Source organism: Niastella sp. (assembly GCF_045805085.1).
GTDB lineage: Bacteria > Bacteroidota > Bacteroidia > Chitinophagales > Chitinophagaceae > Niastella.
Genome location: NZ_JBJMLX010000184.1, coordinates 1 through 19,789, shown reverse-complemented (window position 1 = coordinate 19,789; position 19,789 = coordinate 1). Strand labels below are relative to the sequence as shown.

The window sequence follows — 19,789 nt, the reverse complement described above, 5'->3', positions numbered from 1 at the left end:
AATCGTGTTTGTGTTCCGGTTGATTAATTTTACATCGTCAATTAAAAGATATCAACCATGAGGAGCATTACACAATCGAGGATACGTTCAAACACCTATATGGCATTAGGCCTGATCCCGCTTTCCGGCTTTGCTATGGATGTTTATATACCATCGCTGCCGGATATGGCGCTGCAGTTACACACAACGCCTGCAGCTATTCAATTAACCCTTTCTTTGTTTATCATTAGTTATGGGATTTCCCAGCTGATAGTTGGCGGCTTGCTCGACAGCTATGGTCGTTACTGGCCAACCATGCTCTCCATGCTGGCATTCAGCGCCGCCAGCTTCGCTATAGCTTTTGCACAAAATATTAATGTGATATATGCCATGCGGATCGTTCAGGGCTTTACGGTAGCCGTAATTGTCGTGGCCAAACGATCGTTTTTTGTGGATGTATATAAAGGAGAAGAATTGAAGAAATACACCAGTTTGTTTTCTGTTATCTGGGCAATAGGACCAATTGTGGCGCCCTTCCTGGGTGGCTTTTTTCAAACAACCTGGGGCTGGACTTCCAACTTTATCTTCCTGGGCATATTTAGTTTAGGTTTCTTTTTAATTGAAGTGCTCATAGGTGGAGAATCGCAAAAACAGGCACAGCCATTCAGTGTTCGTACCATTCTTGGTACTTATGGCAAGATGATAAAAACGCCTGACTTTACCGCCGGGATGATAATTCTTGGGCTTGCCTATGCGATGATCCTGTTGTATGGTATGGCCAGTCCGTTCTTGATAGAACAACGTTTACATTTTAATCCACATGTAACCGGTTACTGTGCCCTGTTTTCAGGTGTTTCAGTAATGGTGGGCGGTACTTTGTCGAGACTGCTGATCGCAAAACCTTTTGTGAAGAAACTGATGTTTGCTTCTATTGTGCAACTGGCAGCATTAGCGGTGCTGATTACCCTGACCACTTTTTATCAGAATTTACCTACGCTGTTGCTGTACGTTTTCCTGGTGCATAGTACAGGTGGATTTATTTTTAATAACCTGATGTCGTACTGTTTGATCCGTTTTCCGCAATATGCAGGTAAAGCAGCTGGTTTGGTAGGCGGCGGATTCTCTGTAGTGACTTCGATCTTAAGTTCATTACTGGTAAATTTTTTAAGTATAACCAACCAAACAGTACTGGGCATTGGTTATGGCGTATTGGTAGTTGGAGTTTTGTTCACCATTATAAGAACGAAATGGATAGTAAACGAAAGACCGGCATCAAGTGAAAACGCACAACGCAGTCCGGCAACTGCTGCAGCGTAAAGATGAGATTTGAGATGTAAGCGAGTATATATATTGTTTGTTTAGGACAACAAAACCCCGATGGTACCGTCGGGGTTTGTTGTTTTTAACAGGGTTAAATATTTAATTTTTTTTATCTTTTTGTGGTACGAAATTCGCAGCTGACCCAACCATCAACCCCAGTAGTATGAAGTATGTATTTTTCCTGTCCCTTGTTTTTTCGTCCAGTGTTATTGTAGAAGCAAATCCGGCCATTCGGGTTCCTGAAAAACGGGTGTCTGCGGTGGTCACCCTTTCAACAGATTATTCGGGCATGGCGAATGATGTGCTTAAAAATGTTAACGAGCACCGCCGTAAAAAAGGTTTATCTCCTCTAGTAATGAATAATGTAATGAGTGCGGAAGCCTTAAAGCATAGTCAAAATATGGCGTCGCGCCGTACTTCCTTCGGACATAATGGTTTCGACGGCCGTTCAAACAGGATCTCTTCTGCCATAAGTGGCATTTCAGAAATAGGCGAGAATGTTTCCATGGGTAGCACTTCTGCCAAAGAAGTGGTAGATAACTGGTTAAGAAGCGCTGTGCATAGAGAAAATATAGAGGGTCGCTACAAAATAACCGGTATTGGTATTGCGGCCGATAAAAGAGGCATTTTATATTTCACGCAGATCTTTGCCATGAACTAGTTAAAGAAAAAGCAGGCTATTGCTCGTACTGATATTGAATTCCGTTTGCGAAGGGCGTCCACCAGCAGGCTTTTTGGCCGCATGATTTTAATGCATTGTTAGCCCAGGTATTACAGGTATGAAATAAACTGTATCTGCCTTTTGCTTCATAAAAGGCGTCGTGATCGCCATAAGGTTTGGCTGTTGAGATAGCTATGGGCTGACCGGCAGCAGTTGTTTGCAAACTGTTTTGAATGAACGTGATTAACCGCTGGTATTGCTCATTGGAGAGTTCCACCTTTACACAGTTCTTTCCTTCTTTTACTTTTTTAAGATAGTTGGTATGTACGGCGGAAGTGCTTAACCAGAAGGCTGCTTTAAAGGCGGTGCTTGCTTTCAGATCGGCCCAGGTAGGCGTTTCCAGGTAAAAGCCTTTATCACCCCAGCCAAAGGAAATGTAGTTGAATGCTGTATCGCAGGTGCGGGTATTGGTATACAGTATACTTTGGCTCCAGTCTTTCAGCTCTGTTTTAACGGGAAGTATCAGATCGGTATGTACAGGGCTTGTTTTTATGTATACAGGAACCTGGTGAACGTTATTGGCTTCAGCTTTTACGGTTACATGCGATAATGCCCAGGCACTACCCAAATACAGGAGAAGAAGCAGGACAATGGTTAAAAGGGTATAACCCGTGTATTTGAAAAATAGTCTCATGTGGTTATTGATCTCATCTTAATTCCGCGAACCGCATGAAAGTAACCTATTTTTTGATTAAATAACCTGTATGGATCTTAGTAAAGCGGATAGATTTAACAGATAGTTATCAAGTGCCGATACCCATTTACATGAACGGTAAATAGTTACCCGTATAATTCTTCCCGTACATTAACGGTATAAAGTTACCCGTATAATTCTTCCCGCATTTGTACTAATAAGCTTTCAATCCTGTCTTTATCAGGCATGGCTGGTAAAGGGCTTTCTTCATACGCTGTTCCTATACGTTGCATCAACGAATCGGCCATTACCAGCAGGTCATCATATTGATATTGACCGGTCTTTATGGATAACAGTTCCTCCCGGTTCAATCGTTTTATAGTGAGCTTTCCTTCGCGTAAGATCTCTTCGGCCACCTGCAACAACCGGATGGTGTGCATCATGTTCTTGGCATCATAACCCTTACCATGCGCTGCATTATCCTGGTAACGGGTTTCATTTCGCTTTTCTAGCCATTCCCGGTATTCGCGGTATTCTTTACAATATGAAGAATAGCTTTCCAGGTTGAAAAACAGGTAAGCGCTTTCTTTTTCGCCTTTAGGGATTGATGATAAGGAGACATCATTGGCCAATTCAGTACTTATAACGCCTCTGTACCGGTGCTGGTTAGCGGCATCATAAAATAAGGCATACAGTCCTTTTGAGTGCGGTATGCTGGTGAGCCCGCAATGTTCCTGTAAATAATTATTTTTTGCCAGCCATTCCCGTAATGGAATGGATTGATATCCTTCCAGGATGAAACAAAAATCAGGCACCGTTTTACGTACCGGGTCAACCGGGTTTACGATCTTCTTTTTATAGCCTCTCGCTTTTTTTATTTGTGTAAGCGCATAACCGGCAAAAGTTTCCCTGCACAATTTAGACAGGAACAGATCGAGACTCAACCTGTTCATGATGGGGTGTTTATACAAAATACAATCTTCAGGCGATGCCAACAGTTCCAGAATATTAGGGTTGTTACGGATCAGTAGTTCAACAAAACGGCCCAGCTCATAATACACTTCGTCACTGGTTTCATTGCTGATCTGCGGAATATATTCCAGACCATAAAACTGCGCTTTAGGCAAATAGTAAACACCCCTCAGATCTGTATCAGACTGAGCGGTGTTTAATCCATATGCTTTGCTGCCGCTGATGCATTCAAAAAGCAGCAGTCCCTTTTCTTTTATGTCATTGATGGTCATACCGGGTAATAGTATTTACAAAAAATGCATCCAGTGCATCAGCAGTAAACTGATCTCTTTTTAAATGCGTACTTGCTTCGCTGATGCGGGCAAATTCCTGATCGATGTATGATCTCAGCTCATCGCTGATGGTTATGATAAAACCTTCCGGTGCAGTGGCTTTTAACCCGATCAGATCGTGCACCTGCTTTTTTATACCGTCGGGCAGCAATGTCATTAACGGACCGATGGTCATGGGTGCAATGGATTGTTTTTCAAGGCACCATTTGGCTGCCAGCAGCGGGCGAAGTATATAGAACAGCTTCTTGATCTTTATTTCGTTCCCATTGTCAATTGACTCCATGGCTCCCCGGGCAATACCAAGGTAATGATGAATATTGGAAATCTGGCCAAAATAAGATTGACACAATGACCACAATTCATCTCTGAAACCTGGCAACTGCCCGTATACAATGGGCGACTGCAACCATTCAAACGGTGTAGTGTTTGATTTTCGCATCAGTTGCAACACCTTGCGAAGATCCCAGCCATACATATCCAGATCGCCACTGATGGCGAAGTTGAGATCGTATTCTCTGTCCATTACCGACAGGTAGTATCTGTAAGGGCGCACGTAAATGAACCGAACATCATAATCACTGTCCGGCGAAGGGAATTCCCAACCCCGGCTGCCTGATTCGCAGGCATACAGGATGCGGATGCCGTGCTCCTTTTCTACTGCTGCCAGTTTATCTATGATCAGTTGTTGCATATTATTCCGTTTTAAAAATGATCCTACCCTGGTATTCGGCTGCTATTACTTTGCCATAAACGATCTTCGTCCAGCCATTTTCAAAGCCATGGTTATTCGCTATCAGGTAACCTTTGTTGGTATCTTTCTTTACTACTTTATGTGCATCGATGTACCTGCCTTTTATTTTACAAAATACAATATCGCCAATGTTATAGTCTGATGCTTTTACAAAAGTTAGCAGGCTCCCATTTTTCAATATAGGCAACATGGAGTTGCCAAACGCTTTTAATTTTCCGGTTCCGGCTTCGTCTAAATCTGCCTTGAGCCGTTCATATTTGTTCATCTTATAAAAAAATTACGCATGTACCCCCGGTGAGACTCGAACTCACATACTCATCGCTGAGCTGTATGGCTGTAAATACGCTTCCCTACTAAGCAACAGGGCTTTTCGGTGCACTGTAAATTCTACCCATAATTTCGCGTAGATAGTACGGGGATTTCCATACACGCTGCGGTTCCAATTTTACCGCAGGCTTTTCCATTTAAGCTACGGGGGCTTATACCCCCGAAGCGATAAGCTTTGGGGGTTGTTATTAATCTATTAACAGCTTTGTTACTGCTGCCGTATTCTGTGCCCACTTGTTAGTGTACACTTCATCTGCTTTTGCTGGTTCTTCAACCAGTTGCAGTTGCTGGGCTTCGGCTTTTATTTTAAGCAATTGCCCGATGGTTAATTTGCTGTTCAGTTTTTTCAGCATGTTCTCTACCGTTCTGGTATCCAGGTTCTGTACAACCTGACCTGCAAATTGTAATTCCAGCCAAACGATCTCGCTTTTGGCAACATCCAGCACCCCGAACAACAATCCTTTGCTGGTATCATTCACTACCCGTACCTGATGTTGTACACAGGAAGGGTCATACGCTACACCTGATTTTTGAGAAACGGTCATTTTATGTTTGCTGTTCATCCAGCCCACTACCAGGTTAGGAGTTATACCACCGCTGCTGTATGCATTGCAGGTAAAGCTTACGTATAAAGCGCCTGCTTTTTGCAACTCGGGTATATTCATTTCAATGTATTCGGCTGTACCGATCTTGTTAGGAATATACCTGATATCACCGCTATGCTGACAACCAGTAACCGTCAGCGCGCTGTAGGAGCAGCGTTCGGTTCTGTCTTTATACGCAATCAAACAGCTCAGGTCCATATCCATATGCTGGGCAGGTAAACCGGCTCCCCATTGCATGAACAGGCGAACAGCGTCCCCTTCCACGGCAAACCGGGTACCCATTAACACAGCTGACAAATCCTGTACGGTTTCGCTTCTGTCACCTATTGAAACCGGTATTTTGAACAGCGTTGGTTCTATATACATGGTTTTACCGGTAGCGGCTATTTTGGCAAAACGGGTTTTAACCGCCAGTAAGCACAGGTCAGCGACAGCGTCCTTCATTTCCTGCAGCTGGTCATCGTTGTACAACGCCAGCATCCGGTTGGGCTGAATGTTCTTGTTTACGCCACCCAATGGTTTTACCACACGGGTATTATTTTTATCGAAATAGTTTTCGGCATACATCGCCAGCGTAAACAACAGGCGGGCCGGTACTTTATCGATGATATCCATAAAGGCCGCAATGGTAATATCGCTGCCAAACCACAGCATATTGGCGAACAGCGAGCGGGCAAATAACCCCGGACGCTGTTGCAATAAGGCAAAGGCGTTTGTAACATCATAGCGCAGCTTGTAATGTTCTATCCAACCCTGCCATACTTCGTAATCTTCTTTATAGAATTTATCCAGCAGATCACGCAGTTTATCATAGCCTTTCCGTTTGCTGTATTCAGCCAGGCGCAAAGCCCTGATAAAACGTACCCACATCCCGCGTTTAGGGTGCATCATTTCACACATTCTGGCGGTATCCTGGTTCATGTTATTTAACCAGGTAGCTACCATTACGCTTTCTTTCCGCGAGTATTTCAGCTTCAGGGCAGCTTTTGCCTGCAATTTTGAGCTGGCGCTTTTATCCAGGATCCCCACGAGGTGGCTGTTGTTTACACCCTTGCGTTTGATAAGGGTAGCAGGTTCTATAATTTGTAAGAACCCGGTATGTTTATACCATAAGTAACGCAATACATCGGTTGGTGAGCTGAACAATGCCTGTGCTTTTTCCGCTTCGTTCCGGGTGATATAGATATCTATAACGGCCATCAACGTTTCCTTCATGCCTACAGGTACTGTTGGCAAAGGCAATTCAGACAGCAATATTTTCAGGCTATCCAGCTGAGTGGCATCCAGGGCTGTTTTAGACGATAACAGATCAGCCAGGAAACTGATAGCATCTTTTGATGTCCACAATTCCAGTACTTTCTGTTCGCTTCCCTGTTTGAAATTTTCAATAGCACCAAATTCAAACGGTTTACCGCAGAATGGACAACCATTATAGCGGTGCAGCGGAAAGGTATTGTCCGGGATGGTATGTCCGCAAGGCAATACGGTCCCTTTGAATTTATAAATATTGGCAAACCAGGTCACTAAATGATCTACTAATGATTCACCGGTTGGCACCAGCCAGTTTTTAACCAGTGGCGTCCAGTTCTTATTTACGCCGGTTACATCCCGCAGCATTTCAAGCACGGTTAACTGAAAACCCGGTGCGGTATTATTTAAAGTTTTCAGCAAAGGTTCAGAAACGCCAAAACCCAGGCTGGCTAAATTGGCCGCTAACAAGCCCGTGTTTCCTGTAAGGGACTCATAGTTGTTGATAATGGCCGCTTCAGGAATATATATTGCCTGTTGACGAATGCTGACTGTTAATAAAGGGTTCATAGTACTTAATTTAAAAACCTGATAATTTTTGTTGCTGAGACTTGGGAAAAGTGGTTTTGAAGTAAGCAACAATTGACCATAGTTTAGCGAAGCAGGTTGGATTCGAACCAACGACCCAAGTAGGGAAGTAAGTGCTAATTGACCGCGATAATTTTCAAACAGTTCACCTAATTGAATAGAAGTATGTCTGAATTGACCCGGTAATGTTAAAACTTTTCTTTGCTCTACCAACTGAGCTACTGCTTCGGGTTATCAAAAACGGTAATTGAAATAGTTTGTTTTAAAAGACTTGAAGTAACTGTTTCTTGACCATGATTTTGATAGAGCAAATATGCACGCAGCACCGCGCAGCAGAGTTGCGCAGAGAAAAAATATTTTGGTGTACCGCTTTTAATTGTCTGGTTAACACGGAATTAAAGCTGAAAATAATTTCTATTCGCAAAATATGGGGGAGAATTGCGCAGGTGTATTGCGTAATGAAATTTTGGTTATTACTTTTACCACCCCAACCAACGCTATGTCAATAAATAAACTGGCCCTTATACGTTATAAAACCATCGATGACTGCCTGCGTAACAGGTATCGTAAGTGGACCCTCGACGACCTGATTGTAAAAGTAGCCGATGTGCTGTACGAAATGGAAGGTATTACCACCGGTGTCAGTAAGCGTACCATTCAGGCCGATATTCAAATAATGCGCAGCGATAAACTGGGTTACAATGCGCCTATTGTTGTTGTTGATAGAAAATTCTATTCCTACAGCGATCCCGAGTTCAGCATCACCAACGCTCCGGTAAATAAAGCCGACGTGGAAAAAATGAAGGAGATCGTGGGCGTATTGAAGCAGTTCAACGGGTTTACTTATTTTGATGAAATGAGTGATATGATCGCCCGCCTTGAAAATAACCTGCACCGTACTGCGAACCAGGGACGCAATTGTATTCAATTTGAAAATAACCACTTGCTGAAGGGGATTGAACATATCAATCCCCTGTACCAGGTTATACTGAATAAAAAGTCGTTGCTGGTAGAATACAAGTCATTTAAAGCGGCCGCTTCACAACATATTATTTGTTATCCTTATTTGCTGAAGGAATACCGCAACCGCTGGTTCCTGATAGCCCGGAACAAAAAACGGAAACTGTTGCTTACCATGGCGCTCGACCGCATCATAGAATTTCAGGAACTGGCCAAAGAGCCGTTCGATGATCATGATGGGATTGACTTTGACAGTTACTTTGATAACCTGATAGGGGTTACCAAGAATGAGAGCGACAAAGCCAATAAAGTGGTGCTATTTATTGACAAATACAATGCGCCGTATGTGTTGACCAAACCCATTCACCATTCCCAGCAATTGCTGAAGGAAAATGAGCATGGGATCATCATCCGCATAGATGTGGTAATAAACTTTGAACTGGAGCGGGAAATATTGGGCTTTGGCGAATGCATGAAAGTACTGGCCCCACGGATCCTAAAGTCGAGGATCCAGAAAAGATTGCACATGGCGATACAAAAATATGAGCGGGAGGAGAAGGAAGAGATTTAATGATCCCTTACTATACTAACGGTTGCCTGCTGTACCGATGTGAAAAAAACCTTTAAAAAAAGGTGATTATACGCAGATTTACCCGCGTTCTCTTTTGTAGCTTTAAGGCATTAAAAAACCTTTCCCATGGCTAAAAGCGCAAAAAAGGCAATACCAAAACATAAGCCCCAAGCCCAACCTACGCCACAGCCTGGTCCCGACAACACTATCGATACCAATATAACTACCATGAACAACATGCCAACACTAACTGCCACTTCGCTGGTTGCAGAAAGCGCCCCGCATTCCCAGCAGGTGAGCATTACCTTTACATTTACCGGTGGCATAGGGCAGGCCACTTCTCTGCTTTTCAGAAAAGGCGTATTGATTAATATGCAAAGTATAAGCAGCAGCGGTAATATCCGGTTTTCAGAAGTACAAAGCGGCGATTCCATTTCAGTGAATGGCGTTTGTACCGGCAGCGCACTAATTGTTATTGATACTCCAACCATCCCCACTACCCCGGAACAGTTTACAGCAGGGATCATCATTACAGGCTATTTAATTCAATAATCAAACAGGCATTATGATCGGAAAAATTACGGGCGTCGTAATGGTGCTGCTGTTTTGCATTACCACCAGGCTGGTTGCGCAAACGGGTACCACACCCAATCCTATATTAACGGCAGATTCTTTAGCTACCGGAAACTATAAAGATGTACTGAACAGCTTTTTTCAATTCGCATTTGACCGGCTCGCCAGTCCTGATAAAACAATAAAATTTACCGGTACTCCTTTTGCCGTTATGGCAAAGCTCGATACCCTATTGCTGGTTGACACCATCTATAAAAGATACAGAACGCTCAGGAACCTGAACTATACGTTTGGTCTTCGGCTCGATACTTCCTTCCGGTTCAATGGGTTTTCAGCGGGGCTTAAATACGCCCTCATCAATAAAAGAGATGAAACCGTGCAGAACGCATTTGTGAGGACCGTGCTGTCCAATGCAGTCGTAAAACAAATGTTTGCATTAAATAATCATATGGTGGCAAAGATCCCTACCATGCCCAATCCGGAGCCTTTAATGCAGGAATATTCGAGTTTTACCCGGGGATTAAAAAGTTTCCGTTCCCTGAGTAAACCCTTGCAGGATTCCATGCTGGCTTTTGCCGCCAGCAGCGACAGCACGCGGGCTTTGTTTGAAACCCTTATGCAAAATCCGAACTTCAATATAAAGCGCACGGCCGATAGTCTTTACCAGGACATGAAAACGAACTTCAATAAAAATGCGTTGTGGACGGTTGGGGTTACAGACACCACTTTGAAGAACCAGTTTGCTTTTGCCAACGTGGTATTTCAAACTGAATTTTTAAAGAGCGTTAATAAGTATAGTAAAACCAAGAATGACCTGGAGCTGAATATCAAATCGCAATTACAGTTGGTTGACGATACACTGAAAGCCGGTCGCGATTTGCGGCGGGCCGTATTTAATTTTGAACCCGGTTTTAACTGGGTGATCAATACAAAGGGTACCAGGAAGAGTTATCTCGAATTAAAGTTCAGTGGGGGCTATTATCATATCTTCAATGGTATATATGTAAAAGAAGACAAGGACCAGCTTTGGGTAAATGGTACGGTACGCATCAGGATCTTCAATGATATCTGGGTGCCGTTTGAGGTGAAGTACGATCCCAAAAGCGGGAATTTGTTCGGTTTTATAAATGTCAGGGCCAACTTCAGGGCGCTGGCAGGCGCTGCCCGGCAATTAGCGAAATAACCGGGAATACGGTTGGGAAATATTCGCAAAGAAGGCGTTGCATGGGGCGGTAAGTATAGAAATACCCGTGGCACAGTTTTATAATAAGGGTATATATGCGCTGCCACGTCAGATCATATTTATGGCTGGGGCTTTTATGCATATCCCTTAATTCAACTGCACAAACACCCGTAGCAGATACGGCTACAAACAAATGCGTTGCTGCGGGACCAGCTTACAAACGGCCTCCATTTTATCAATGGTTATGGGGCCGCAATCATCGTGTTGAATGGACAACTCCGGTTTGCGTTCCTGTTTTACTATTAGATACAGCCTTTGGCGGGTTAATTCCTTATAAGATCGGGGGTGGCAATGAATCGAAATCATTGCGGCTGCGAACAAAAGAAGGAAAGGAATATGCCTTACGTTCCATTAACAAGTCAAGGGAGGAAGTGATACCTCCCCGGGTAAAAGGCACGTTCCTCGAAGATATGGTCAAAGATGGGGTTTCTATGTCGTACCCTTATGGCGCCTTTGCAGTGAGCAATATGATGGAGCACGCTGGCATTTATCACACCCTGCCTGCACTTGTATATCTTCCTCAACAAAAAGCGCTGGATACATTCAATGCTAAATTTGGCAATGATCTGTATTTGCTGGAACAGAAACCAGAAGGCGATTGGCGCGAAGCGGATAACCTGGGCAATTTTAAAACTTTTATCAGCACCGATGAAGTATTGATAAAACTTCAACGGAACAATACCTATACAGTAGATCAGCACGCTTTTGCCCGGGCCAGGTTGTTTGATATGCTGATAGGAGATTGGGACCGTCATGAAGGTAACTGGAGTTGGGGGGAAACGCCCACTCCCAATGGGATATTGTTGAAGCCAGTTCCCCGCGACAGGGATCAGGCCTTTTATTACCACAATGGCGTTATCATTAACCGGGTGATCCAGGGAACGGGCCTTAGCTTTATGCAACATTTCGATTACAGGGTAAAGGATATTGAGAGGTTGAACTCCTCGGCAAGAAGCGCAGACCGTTTCTTTACCAATGCCCTCACGCTTACTGATTGGACATATGAGGCGGAAACCTTAAAAAAAGCATTGACAGATTCAGTGATTGCGCAATCTGTAGCGCAATTACCACCCGAAATATATGCCGTAAAAGGACAGGTGCTGATTGATAAATTAAAGGCCCGTCGCGACCAGTTGCCCCGGTTTGCAAAGGAGTATTACCAGTTTATTTCAAAAGAAGTGGAAATAACCGGCAGCCGCCAACGGGAATATTTTGAAGTATCGGGCGCGGGCGACAATGAAACCTCAGTGACCGTATTCCGCATAAATGAAAACGGACAAAAAGCAGCTACCCCTTATTATAACAGGATCTTCAATCCCGCAGAAACAAAAGAGATCCGGTTGTTTGGCATAAAAGGAGACGATGTTTATGTAGTTAACAACGACCGGAACAACATCACCATACGAATTATAGGTGGCGAGGGCAAGGATTCGATTGTTCAATCGAGTCATAAGGTGCATGTATACGACGATGCCAATAATGTTTTTCAAACCAGTTCAGCCCGCATGCATTTGTCGTCAGATACAAGCATTCACAACTGGGAATATAAGTGGTTCAGGTATGACAAATCAGGGATAAGACCAGAAGCGTTTTATAATAATGCTGACCGCATATTCGTGGGCCTGCGTTACCGGTTCAGGAAATATAAATGGCGGCAGGAACCATTTGCCTGGGAGCAGCAGGCAGGCGTTCGGTATTCTGTTTCTCAAAGTGCGCTTAGTTTCTTTTGGTCGGCTATATATCCACATGTATTAGGTCAGTGGAACCTGATGATGCGGGCCGATTATGATGTTATTCGCTGGACGAATTTTTATGGTACGGGTAATGAAACTAAATCAGCCACCAGTAACATCAACTATTACCGGTTACGAAGTGAAGAGTGGTATGCTGCTGCGGGGTTGAACCGAAGTTTTGGAAGAAGCACGGTAGCAGCAACCGGTTATTACGCAAGAACAAAAGGCAAGATCGATCCGGATCGGTATCCATCAAAAGTATTTACCAATAACGGCGATTTGTTTAAGGCAAATCCTTATGCCGGCTTGCTGTTAACCTATTCATATGTACACGTTAAAGACTCCGTGGCGCCGGAAAGCGGTTATACATTTTTGGCCAATGCGGTTTTTGCAAACAATTTTCTGCAACGGGAGTTCTATCAGATCTACAATGCGCATGCTCAGCTATATGTTCCGATCATTGACCATGTTTCGCTGGCAATAAGAGCAGGCGCCGAAACTATTGTGAACAATAATGTACTCAATACCGGCCAGGCATACGAGCATGCTATTATCGGCGGTCCACGTACGCTGCGTGGTTTCAGGCGGGAACGGTTCTGGGGTAAAACTGCATTTTATAATAATAATGAATTACGGTACATCACCAATTTCCGTAGCTATATTATGAATGGCAAAATAGGCGTCTTTGCCTTCTTTGACCAGGGCCGGGTTTGGATGCCCGGTGAACGATCGAACAAAATACACGTCTCCTATGGTCCCGGCATCATGCTGGTGCCTTTCAACAAATATAATATCTCCGTTACTTACGGTATTACTGAAGAGATCAGGCTGGTGCAGTTACGGTTGAACCGGGTGTTATAGTGTTCCTTTCTGCAAAATCAATGATTTTTTACAATTCTCCGCCTTTGGGGGGTAGTAGTTTTGTGTTAAACAAATACCAATGAGATCGCTACCGCCCAAAGTATACCTGTTAAGCCTGCTGATGGCCCCTGGCATCATGAACGCGCAGGCAACAACTAATATAAAAAATAATAAAAAGGAGATAGTTATGAACACGACACAACAAAACAAAGAAGTAGTACGGCAGTTATTCGAGCAGGGTTTAAACAAACGCAACTTCGACCTGGTAAATGAACTGGTATCGGCTGAGTTTACCGGATTGCAGGATAAAAAAGGCGGTGCTGCTTTTGTGGGACCGGTGCTTCCCCTGATAAAATCTTTCCCCGATATTCAATGGAATGTGATTGACGTGGTTGGCGATGGCGATAAAGTAGCGCTGCACTGGAAGTGGCAGGGAACACAAAGTGCTCCCTGGTTCAACCTGGCGGGTACAAACAAAACGATCACCAATGAGGGTATGAGTGTAATGACCGTGAAAGCGGGTAAAGTAATAAACGCCCAGGTGTTAACAGACCGGTTAGGTTTTTTGCAAACACTGGACGTGTTGCCCACCGATGTAAACGTGCTGTATAATAAAAAAGCGCATATTGGACAGGTTAACTTTATTGACAAGTTCTTTGTGCCGGCGGCTGCAATCAAAGAATTTCAGGAAAGAATGCATATAAACAGGAACTTTATAAAAACACTGCCGGGTTTTATTGAAGACGCTGCTTATGAATACAACGACAATGAAGGAAATTTAATTTGTATAACAGTAGCCATGTGGCAGAACAGCGAAGCATTGAACAAAGCCAAAGAGGCGGTACAGGCGGAATATAAAAAGCAGGGTTTTGATGCCCCGGCCATGTTCAAGAGGTTGAATATTACGATGGATCGTGGTATTTATACACAGATGCAGAATTAATGAGATGTTCTAAATCTTTTTATGGGGGAACGCATGTTCCCCCATTTTTTATTCTACAACGGTATGTTCCCATGCTTCTTTTTAGGCAGTTTAGCCACCTTATTTTCCAGCATGGCAAATGCTTTAATCAATTTGGCGCGGGTGTATTTGGGTTCTATCACTTCATCAACGAACCCTCTTTCGGCTGCCAGGTACGGCGTGGCGAATTTCTCTGCATACTCCGCTTCCTTCTCGGCCAGTTTTTTTGCAGGGTCAGCGGCTTCAGAAATTTCTTTCTTAAATATGATCTCACTGGCGCCCTTGGCGCCCATTACCGCAATTTCTGCCGTAGGCCAGGCATAGTTAATGTCGGCGCCAATATGTTTTGAATTCATTACATCATATGCGCCGCCATACGCCTTGCGCGTGATAATGGTAACCCGGGGAACCGTTGCCTCGCTGAATGCATACAACAGTTTGGCGCCATTGGTAATAATGCCATGCCATTCCTGGTCAGTGCCTGGTAAAAAGCCCGGCACATCAACCAGTACCAATAAAGGAATATTAAAACAATCGCAAAAGCGGGTGAACCGCGCTGCTTTTTTTGAACTGTCAATATCCAGTACACCGGCCAGACTAATGGGTTGATTGGCTACAATGCCTATACTTCTGCCTGCTAACCGCGCAAAGCCGATCACGATGTTGGTGGCATAATCGGCATGTATTTCAAAAAAAGAAGCTTCGTCGCAAATGCCTTCTATCACCGCCCGCATATCGTATGGCTGGTTATTGCTTTCGGGGACGATGGTTTCCAGTGCAGGGCGCGTTTCATCGCCCAGCGTGTAAGGGAGCTTCGGCGTGGTATCTTCACAGTTTTGGGGAAGATAGCTCAATAGTTTTTTTACCTCGGCAATACATTCCATATCGTTGGCCGCCGTGAGGTGGGTAACACCCGATTTGGTAGAATGGGCGGAGGCGCCACCTAATTCTTCCGGACTCACTTCTTCATTGGTAACTGTTTTCACCACATTGGGACCGGTAACGAACATATAGCTGGTATTTTCTACCATTAGGGTGAAATCGGTCATGGCGGGTGAATACACGGCGCCACCGGCGCAGGGCCCCATAATGGCAGATATTTGTGGTATCACGCCTGATGCCAGTACATTGCGATAAAAGATATCTGCATAACCGCCTAACGATCTTACGCCTTCCTGGATGCGTGCGCCGCCTGAATCATTTAATCCGACCATGGGCGCACCGGTTTTCATGGCCAGGTCCATCACCTTGCAGATCTTTTCGGCATGGGTTTCAGATAATGCGCCGCCAAATACGGTAAAGTCCTGTGCAAATGCATAGACCAGCCGGCCATTGATGGTGCCATAACCCGTGATAACGCCATCGCCATAAAATTGCTGGCTATCCATACCAAAGTCCTTGGTGCGGTGCAGCACCAGGGCGCCAATTTCTTCAAACGATCCGGGATCCATTAACAGTGTAATGCGTTCGCGGGCTGTTAATTTCCCTTTTTTATGCTGTGCTTCATTTCTATGCGTACCACCACCCAGTTTTCCTTTCTCTATCTTTTGCTTTAATATTTCCGATTTATTTTTTTTCATCAGGGAGCTTTTACAGGTTATGACCGATTTGTCCAGTTAGTAGGCGTTGATTCAACTGCCTTTACTTCTTTTTGTTTCTGCAGCCAGTAACGCAAGGCTATCAGCGCGGCCAATTCGGCCTTGCCTTTTTGTTGGGCCAGCAGTTTTTCGGGGGTATAATATTTTTGAACGAATTGGGTGTCGAAGCGGCCGGTTAGAAATGCTTCATGGTTCATTACAAAATTACCAAAGGGCAAAGTGGTTTCTACCCCTTCTATGATGTAACCGGCAATGGCCGCTTTCATTTTTTGAATGGCTTCAGTGCGGTTGCGCCCGTGAGTTATCAGTTTGGCGATCATGGGGTCGTAATAAACGGGGATCACCATTCCTTCGGTATATCCATCATCAACCCGAACGCCTTCGCCTTGTGGTGTTTTGTATTTAGTAAGTGTACCGGTAGCCGGTAAAAAATCATGCAAAGGATCTTCGGCATACACGCGAACTTCCAGCGCATGTCCGTTGATGGTAAGCTCATTTTGCTGGAACCGGAGTTTTTCGCCCCGTGCGATATTTATTTGTTCTTCAACCAGGTCAATACCGGTGATCATTTCAGTAACGGGGTGTTCTACCTGCAGCCGCGTGTTCATTTCCAGGAAATAAAAATTGAGTTGTTCATCCAGCAGGAACTCCACGGTGCCGGTGCTGCGGTAGTTACATGATTTGGCGACCATCACTGCGGCTTCTCCCATCTTTTGCCGGATCTCAGGCGTTAAAACAGAAGAAGGAGATTCTTCCACTACTTTCTGATGGCGCCGTTGTATGCTGCATTCGCGTTCAAACAAATGAACCGTATTGCCATAGTTATCGGCCAGCACCTGTATTTCAATATGACGGGGCGAGCTTACGTATTTTTCAATAAATACCGACCCATCGCCAAATGATGACAGCGCTTCGCTGGTAGCCCTTTCCATTTGTTCTTCCAGCTCACCTTCCCGGGCGGCTATGCGCATGCCCTTGCCGCCACCACCGGCCGATGCTTTAATAAGAATGGGATAACCGATCTCTGCCGCTATCTTTTTGGCAACCCCGATATTATCGATCGCTTTGTCAATACCCGGCACCATGGGTATATTATATTGCTTTACACATTCCTTGGCTGCCAGTTTGGAGCCCATGATACGCATGGCTTCGTGACCGGGCCCAATGAAAGTAATGCCTGCTTCTTCTACCTTTTTGGCAAAGTTGGCGTTTTCGCTCAGGAAGCCATAACCGGGATGAATGCCATCTACCTTCAATTGTTTGGCAAAGGCAATGATGGCGTCACCATTGAGGTATGACTGGCTCGAAGGGGCCGGACCCAGGCAAACGGCTTCATCGGCAAACAATACATGCGGGGCATGTCTGTCGGCTTCAGAATATACCGCTACCGATCTAATACCCATCCGGTGGATGGTGCGCATGATCCGCAAAGCAATTTCGCCGCGATTGGCCACTAATATTTTTTGCATCGTTCCTTGTTCTGTTGATGAATGTTATTCCAATTCAATGAGTACCTGGTTTTTTTCAACTGCCTGTCCGGCTGTAACCATTACTTTTTTAATGACGGCATCGGCGTGGATCAGAATACTGTTCTCCATTTTCATGGCTTCCAGGATCACCAATCGATCGCCTTCTTTTACGGATTGTCCATCGGTTACATCTATGTTCAGCACCAGTCCGGGCATGGGCGCCTTTATTTGTTTTATTTGTTTGCTGGTCGCCGTGCCAAAACCCATCTGCTCAAGTTTCTGATCGAGCGCGTTCTTGATCACCACCTCAAAAGTTTCACCACCGGTTTCAATGGTAAAGGTTTTGTTGAGCTCATCGGCAGCCAACAACCGGGCATTTACTGACTGGTGAGCTTTAATGCCATTAAATTCAGTGGATGAGGTAGCAACCAGGTCAAGGGTTTCCAGATCGGCGGGAGTAAAGTAGAAGGTAAACCCGTTGACCAGTATTTTATATGAATCATTAGGGGGCATTAGCAGTATTTTGTTGTAATTTAAGTAATTGAGTAATGCCATAAAAACAAAAGCCGCAATGGGTTATAGAATCAGTAACGGTAGATTGCGTAATTTTAACAGGTGAATATAAATGTATCAATAGCGCTGGCAACACCAGAGGATGCGGCAGGGATTGCCAATGTGATCAGCGAGGCTGCTTACGACCTCACGGCTAAACATGGCCATGGGCACTGGAGTGCAATAGCCAGTGCAAAGGGCGTGCTGAATGGGATGAGTAAAGCGAAAGTGCTGGTAGCCAAAAATGGTGCAGAAGTGATAGGCTCCTTGCGGTTAACTTCTTCGCGGCCATGGGTTATTGACCCTGCTTATTTTACCCCGGTTCCCCGCCCCGTTTACCTGGTTGATATGGCCGTACGGCCCGGTTATCAGCGAATCGGTGTGGGCAGGGCCTTGATAGAGGAGGCAAAAAAAATGGCCACTGCGCTGGCCGGTGATTCTCTACGGCTCGATGCCTATGAAGGCGTAGCCGGTGCTTGCGGGTTTTATGAAAAATGCGGCTTCACCGAAATGGGCCATATTTTGTATAAAACGGTTCCCCATGTCTATTTCGAGTGGCTGATAGTAAGATAATTATACTGCTGGCGGTAATAACGTATACAGCACTTTAATGAATTCTTCAGAGGAGGCATCTTTACAAATATATCCATCGGCCCCTAATTCCTTGGCCTTGTTCTTATAGCCGGTTCCATCATTCATGGAAAAGAAAATGATCTTTATGGCGGGCCATTTTTTCTTTAATTGAGCGGCTGTTTCAAACCCATTCATTACAGGCATATTGATATCGAGCAGGCAAAGATCAGGAGAGGGAGATGCTTTCTCTTCGAGTTTTTCGAGGAATTGTTGCCCGTTTTCAGCTTCCAGCACCACTTTATAACCCATACCGGTTAACCGGTAGTTCACTGCTTTGCGTAACAAGGCATGGTCGTCTACTAAGGCTATTGTTGATTGATGATTTTTCATGGTATATTAATTAAAATTTACAAGGGTCAGGATTGACATAACTAATTATGAAAATTCTGGGCCAGCCTGTAACGGGCTGATTTTGTGGAATTGAGGAAGAAGGTGGGGAATTTAATAGTAATCACTTAGTTCCTGATAAAGGAGATCTTCTGATCTCGGCAAGCAATTTTTTAACATTCATTCTAATCAGGATAAGCTCATTACGGGGAGCATTCTCTTTTAAGGCCTTGATGAATTTTCCAACTTCTACCATATACTGTCTATGAAGATTCATAAAGTAGTCTGACGTGGTGATTTCTTTCATACACACATATTCATAGATACACAATAGGTTTCGATTATAGTACAAAGGTTGTACCTGCCAGATTTTTTAGTCTCAGCAGGTACAACAGAACCTAACTGTAGAATGATAAGTTAAACTGGGGAACTGGTACCCCATCAAATCAGGCCTCCTCATATGCTTTTTCCAAAGTAGCAATGTCAAGCTTGTCCATTTTAAACAGGACCTCCTGCATTTTTTGGACTTTCCTGCCATCCCCGCTTAACCACTCGCCTAACCGGGAAGGAACAATCTGCCATGATAAACCGAACTTGTCTTTCAACCAGCCGCAATGACTGGGTTGGCCGCCATCAGCGATCAATTTGTTCCACAAGTTATCCAGTTCCTCCTGGCTGTTCGTATTCACTACTAATGAAATGGCCTCAGTGAATTTGAAATCCGGGCCACCATTCAATGCGAGGAACTCGCTGCCATCCAGTTCAAAGCAAATGGTCATTACGCTGCCCTTAGGGCCGGGACCCGCCTCTGTGTAGTGGGTAACCGTTTTT

General features: G+C 44.5%; 18 protein-coding genes and 1 pseudogene. 8 read left to right on the top strand and 11 right to left on the bottom strand.

All coding sequences use genetic code 11. The annotated features are described in order from the left end of the window. Positions 1-99 precede the first annotated feature (99 nt). Both ACJ751_RS09360 and ACJ751_RS09355 read left to right on the top strand, forming a co-directional pair. On the top strand, positions 100-1,296 hold the full coding sequence (locus tag ACJ751_RS09360; RefSeq protein ID WP_407745223.1) for an MFS transporter: 1,197 nt from the start codon (positions 100-102) through the stop codon (positions 1,294-1,296). A 166-nt stretch (positions 1,297-1,462) separates the two neighbouring features. Then, positions 1,463-1,960 carry a CAP domain-containing protein gene (locus tag ACJ751_RS09355; protein WP_407745222.1) on the top strand — a complete coding sequence of 166 codons (498 nt, stop codon included), beginning with the start codon at positions 1,463-1,465 and terminating at the stop codon, positions 1,958-1,960. A 16-nt stretch (positions 1,961-1,976) separates the two neighbouring features. On the opposite strand, the gene ACJ751_RS09350 is transcribed toward ACJ751_RS09355, so the two are convergent. The 6 genes and pseudogenes from ACJ751_RS09350 to ACJ751_RS09325 form a co-directional block, all read right to left on the bottom strand. Then, complete coding sequence (locus tag ACJ751_RS09350) at positions 1,977-2,654, bottom strand: TIGR02117 family protein (RefSeq protein WP_407745221.1); 678 nt, start codon at positions 2,652-2,654, stop codon at positions 1,977-1,979. A gap of 185 nt (positions 2,655-2,839) precedes the next feature. Beyond that, positions 2,840-3,898, bottom strand: a complete 1,059-nt coding sequence (locus tag ACJ751_RS09345; RefSeq protein ID WP_407745220.1) for a DNA polymerase beta superfamily protein — start codon at positions 3,896-3,898, stop codon at positions 2,840-2,842. Then, complete coding sequence (locus ACJ751_RS09340) at positions 3,885-4,649, bottom strand: DNA polymerase beta superfamily protein (RefSeq protein ID WP_407745219.1); 765 nt, start codon at positions 4,647-4,649, stop codon at positions 3,885-3,887. The genes ACJ751_RS09345 and ACJ751_RS09340 overlap by 14 nt, the downstream gene beginning before the upstream one ends. A 1-nt stretch (position 4,650) precedes the next feature. Further along, positions 4,651-4,974, bottom strand: a complete 324-nt coding sequence (locus ACJ751_RS09335; RefSeq protein WP_407745218.1) for a S24 family peptidase — start codon at positions 4,972-4,974, stop codon at positions 4,651-4,653. Between the two features lie 21 nt (positions 4,975-4,995). Beyond that, positions 4,996-5,077: pseudogene (locus ACJ751_RS09330) on the bottom strand. 147 nt (positions 5,078-5,224) lie between these two features. Next, positions 5,225-7,459 carry a hypothetical protein gene (locus ACJ751_RS09325; RefSeq protein WP_407745217.1) on the bottom strand — a complete coding sequence of 745 codons (2,235 nt, stop codon included), beginning with the start codon at positions 7,457-7,459 and terminating at the stop codon, positions 5,225-5,227. Positions 7,460-7,976: 517 nt separating this feature from the next. Here ACJ751_RS09325 and ACJ751_RS09320 point away from each other — a divergent pair. The 5 genes from ACJ751_RS09320 to ACJ751_RS09300 all read left to right on the top strand — a co-directional run bounded on the left by ACJ751_RS09320 (position 7,977) and on the right by ACJ751_RS09300 (position 14,361). Further along, complete coding sequence (locus ACJ751_RS09320; RefSeq protein WP_407745216.1) at positions 7,977-9,008, top strand: helix-turn-helix transcriptional regulator; 1,032 nt, start codon at positions 7,977-7,979, stop codon at positions 9,006-9,008. Between the two features lie 126 nt (positions 9,009-9,134). Continuing rightward, entirely contained in the window at positions 9,135-9,560 is a 426-nt protein-coding gene (locus ACJ751_RS09315; RefSeq protein ID WP_407745215.1) for a hypothetical protein, read from the top strand. Positions 9,561-9,573: 13 nt separating this feature from the next. Continuing rightward, positions 9,574-10,764: a hypothetical protein gene (locus ACJ751_RS09310; RefSeq protein ID WP_407745214.1), complete on the top strand. Its 1,191-nt coding sequence runs from the start codon at positions 9,574-9,576 to the stop codon at positions 10,762-10,764. A gap of 95 nt (positions 10,765-10,859) precedes the next feature. Beyond that, positions 10,860-13,418 carry a ShlB/FhaC/HecB family hemolysin secretion/activation protein gene (locus tag ACJ751_RS09305; protein ID WP_407745213.1) on the top strand — a complete coding sequence of 853 codons (2,559 nt, stop codon included), beginning with the start codon at positions 10,860-10,862 and terminating at the stop codon, positions 13,416-13,418. Between the two features lie 79 nt (positions 13,419-13,497). After that, positions 13,498-14,361 carry an ester cyclase gene (locus ACJ751_RS09300; RefSeq protein WP_407745212.1) on the top strand — a complete coding sequence of 288 codons (864 nt, stop codon included), beginning with the start codon at positions 13,498-13,500 and terminating at the stop codon, positions 14,359-14,361. Positions 14,362-14,414: 53 nt separating this feature from the next. On the opposite strand, the gene ACJ751_RS09295 is transcribed toward ACJ751_RS09300, so the two are convergent. The 3 genes from ACJ751_RS09295 to ACJ751_RS09285 are packed head-to-tail and all read right to left on the bottom strand — an operon-like array spanning position 14,415 to position 17,959. After that, positions 14,415-15,959, bottom strand: coding sequence for an acyl-CoA carboxylase subunit beta (locus tag ACJ751_RS09295; protein WP_407745211.1), 1,545 nt, complete (start codon positions 15,957-15,959; stop codon positions 14,415-14,417). A gap of 17 nt (positions 15,960-15,976) precedes the next feature. Continuing rightward, positions 15,977-17,446: an acetyl-CoA carboxylase biotin carboxylase subunit gene (gene accC / locus ACJ751_RS09290; protein ID WP_407745210.1), complete on the bottom strand. Its 1,470-nt coding sequence runs from the start codon at positions 17,444-17,446 to the stop codon at positions 15,977-15,979. Between the two features lie 24 nt (positions 17,447-17,470). After that, entirely contained in the window at positions 17,471-17,959 is a 489-nt protein-coding gene (locus tag ACJ751_RS09285) for a biotin/lipoyl-containing protein (RefSeq protein WP_407745209.1), read from the bottom strand. Positions 17,960-18,061: 102 nt separating this feature from the next. On the opposite strand from ACJ751_RS09285, the gene ACJ751_RS09280 reads away from it, so the two are divergent. Beyond that, on the top strand, positions 18,062-18,571 hold the full coding sequence (locus ACJ751_RS09280; protein WP_407745208.1) for a GNAT family N-acetyltransferase: 510 nt from the start codon (positions 18,062-18,064) through the stop codon (positions 18,569-18,571). Here ACJ751_RS09280 and ACJ751_RS09275 read toward each other — a convergent pair whose 3' ends face one another. Next, positions 18,572-18,961 (bottom strand): response regulator transcription factor, encoded by a 390-nt coding sequence (locus tag ACJ751_RS09275; RefSeq protein WP_407745207.1) that lies wholly within the window; start codon positions 18,959-18,961, stop codon positions 18,572-18,574. Positions 18,962-19,404: 443 nt separating this feature from the next. Continuing rightward, the coding region (locus tag ACJ751_RS09270; RefSeq protein ID WP_407745206.1) for a VOC family protein at positions 19,405-19,789 on the bottom strand (385 nt) is incomplete at its 5' end.